The sequence below is a fragment of the Cellulomonas massiliensis JC225 genome (assembly GCF_000312005.1).
Classification (GTDB): Bacteria; Actinomycetota; Actinomycetes; order Actinomycetales; family Cellulomonadaceae; genus Cellulomonas; species Cellulomonas massiliensis.
This window is the reverse complement of sequence record NZ_HE978588.1, coordinates 1,389,854-1,392,541: the sequence shown is the minus strand read 5'-3', so window position 1 is coordinate 1,392,541 and position 2,688 is coordinate 1,389,854. Positions and strand designations below refer to the sequence as shown.

At 78.4% G+C, this 2,688-nt stretch carries 4 protein-coding genes; all 4 read right to left on the bottom strand.

Translation table 11 applies throughout. The annotated features are described in order from the left end of the window. Window positions 1-33 precede the first annotated feature (33 nt). Entirely contained in the window at window positions 34-738 is a 705-nt protein-coding gene (locus HGCM_RS06625; protein ID WP_019136072.1) for a C40 family peptidase, read from the bottom strand. Beyond that, window positions 735-1,181, bottom strand: a complete 447-nt coding sequence (locus HGCM_RS06620; protein ID WP_019136071.1) for a flagellar export protein FliJ — start codon at window positions 1,179-1,181, stop codon at window positions 735-737. The genes HGCM_RS06625 and HGCM_RS06620 overlap by 4 nt, the downstream gene beginning before the upstream one ends. Further along, window positions 1,178-2,488: a FliI/YscN family ATPase gene (locus HGCM_RS06615; protein WP_019136070.1), complete on the bottom strand. Its 1,311-nt coding sequence runs from the start codon at window positions 2,486-2,488 to the stop codon at window positions 1,178-1,180. Before HGCM_RS06615 ends, HGCM_RS06620 begins: the two co-directional genes overlap by 4 nt. Next, window positions 2,485-2,688, bottom strand: a 204-nt coding sequence (locus tag HGCM_RS06610) for a FliH/SctL family protein (protein ID WP_026075305.1), incomplete at its 5' end; no start/stop codon positions are given. The genes HGCM_RS06610 and HGCM_RS06615, both read right to left, overlap by 4 nt.

Genomic DNA, 2,688 nt, shown 5'->3' with positions numbered 1-2,688 from the left:
GCAGGGCGGGCAGGCCGGCGGCAGTCAGGACGCTCACGCGGCACCCCCGGCGAGGAGCTCGAACGCGGCGCGCGACGCGCTGGACGCGTCCGCGTGCGTGGCGGGCGCCGCGGCGACCGGCTCCTGCGGCAGGATCCGCCGGATGTTGGTGGGCTCGGCCCACACGTCGCGGACGCCGACGTGCCCGCCGGGCTTCGGAGCGTCGATCATCTTGCCGTTCCCCACGTAGATGGCGATGTGCGTGCCGCCGTTGAACACGAGCAGGTCGCCCGGCAGCGCGTCGTCGAGCGACGGGACCTTGGTGCCGAGCCGCTGCTGGTCGCGCGCCACGCGCGGCACGCCGTCGGCGACGCCGAGGTCGGTCAGCGAGCGCAGCACGAGGCCCGAGCAGTCGAGGCCGCCCTCCGAGAGCGACTCCCCGCCCCACACGTACTTCACGCCCTGGTACTTCTTCGCGGCGGCGACGAGGTCCTGGGCCGTGACGCCGGAGCCGGGCGCGATGCTGCGCGACTCGTCGAGGCGCGGCGACGTCGCCGTCGCGGTGGAGGCCGTCGCGACGGCGCCGGCGGTGGCGCCCGACGCCCCGGGCGCGGCGTCCGCGAGCGCCGCCGCGAACTGGGACGCGCTCGTCGACGCCGCGGCCGTCCCGGTCGCCGGGAGGGCGGCCGGGTAGCGGGCCGGCTCGACCAGCGCCCGCAGCTCGGCGACGCGCGCCTGCACGGCGGCGAGCCCGGTCACGGCCGGACCTCCCCGAGGGTCGGCTGCGCGACGGCGGCGCGGCGCGAGGCGACCTCGTCGAGGACGACCTGCTCCGCGTGCTCCTCGCGCACGCGCTCCGCCGTCTCGTGGCGCTCGGCGAGCCGGTCGACGACCCGCAGGTCGCGACGGGCGGCCGACCAGTGCGCCGTGCGCTCCCCCACCCGCGCGTCGGCGCGGACCGTGGCGGCCTCCGCCTCCGCCAGCAGGCCGGCGAGCATCGTGCGGCCGGCCACGGCGGCCGTCCACGCGAGCTCGCCACCCCCCGAGGGCAGCTCCGAGCCCTGCAGCGCCTCGCGCGCGTCCCGGCTGCGGGCGCGGGCGCGCTCGGCCTCGTGGCGGGAGGCCGCCAGCTCGGCGGCCGCCTGCTCCTCGGCGCGTGCACGCACGCGCAGGAGCCCGGCCAGCGGGAACGGTCGGGTCATCGCTGCTCCCCCAGGACCTGCACGAGGGCACCGAGGTGCGCCCACGACTGCGCCGCCGGGGCGGCCTCGCCCATGCCCTGGCGCAGGAACGCGTCGATCGCGTCGCCGTGCGTGACGGCGGCGTCGACCAGCGGGTCGGAGCCCGTGACGTACGCGCCGACGTCGAGCAGGTCCTTCGCGCGGCGCCGCGCGGCCATCACCGAGCGCAGGCCCTGCGCGAGCGCCCGCTGCTCGGGCGTGGTCACCCGCGACGCGACGCGGCTGATGGAGCCGAGCGCGTCGACGCTCGGGAAGTGGCCGGCGACGGCGAGCGCACGGTCGAGCACGACGTGGCCGTCGAGGATCGAGCGGGCCGCGTCCGCGATCGGCTCGTTGTGGTCGTCGCCGTCGACGAGCACCGTGTAGAGGCCGGTGACCGACCCGGTCGGCCCGGTGCCGGCGCGCTCCAGCAGCTGGGCGAGCAGCGCGAACGTGCTCGGCGGGTACCCGCGCGTGGCCGGGGGCTCGCCGACCGAGAGGCCGATCTCCCGCTGCGCCATCGCGACGCGCGTGAGCGAGTCCATCATCAGCACCGCGTGGCGGCCCTCGTCGCGCAGCTGCTCGGCGATGCGCGTCGCGACGAAGGCCGAGCGCATCCGGACCAGCGGCGGCTCGTCGGAGGTCGCGACGACCACGACGCTGCGCGCGAGGCCCTCGGGGCCGAGGTCGTCCTCGAGGAACTCGCGGACCTCGCGGCCGCGCTCGCCGACGAGGGCGATGACGGACACCTCGGCCTCGGTGCCCCGAGCGATCATCGACAGCAGGCTCGACTTGCCGACGCCCGAGCCCGCGAACAGCCCGAGGCGCTGGCCGCGGCCGGCCGTGACGAGCGTGTCGAGCACGCGCACGCCCAGGTCGAGCGGGGTGTCGACCCGCGAGCGCTCCAGCGGGTGCGGCGCGTGCCCGTCGACGGGGACCCACGCCTGCGCCCGCAGCGGGCCCTTGCCATCGATCGGGCGGCCGAGGCCGTCCAGGACGCGTCCGAGCAGGCCTGGGCCGACCGGCACCCGCAGCGCCCCCGCCGGGCGCACCGCGGCGCCGGCGCGCAGGCCTCGGGTCCCGCCGAGCGGCATGCTGCGCGCGGTGCCCTCGGCGGTCGCGACGACCTCCGCCAGCACCGCGTCCGGACCCTCGCCCACGCGCACGAGGTCGCCCACGGCGCTGCGCGTGCCGACGACGTCGAGGGTGAGGCCGACGACGGTGCGCAGCGTGCCGACGTGCTGCGGGCGCAGCGCGTCGAGCACCGGGGCGGGGGTCAGCGTGGTCACGGGTGCTCCTGCGCCCGCTCGAGCGCGTCGCGCGCGCGGTCGAGGGCCGAGGCGATCCGCGCGTCGACGTGGCCGTCGGCGTGGTGGGCGACGGCGTCCCCGCGGCGCAGCGCCGCGTCGTCCTCGAGCTCGATCCCGTCGGGCAGCGCCGGCGCCGCGGCACGGACGAGCGCGGCGTCCGCCGGGTGCATGCGCACCCG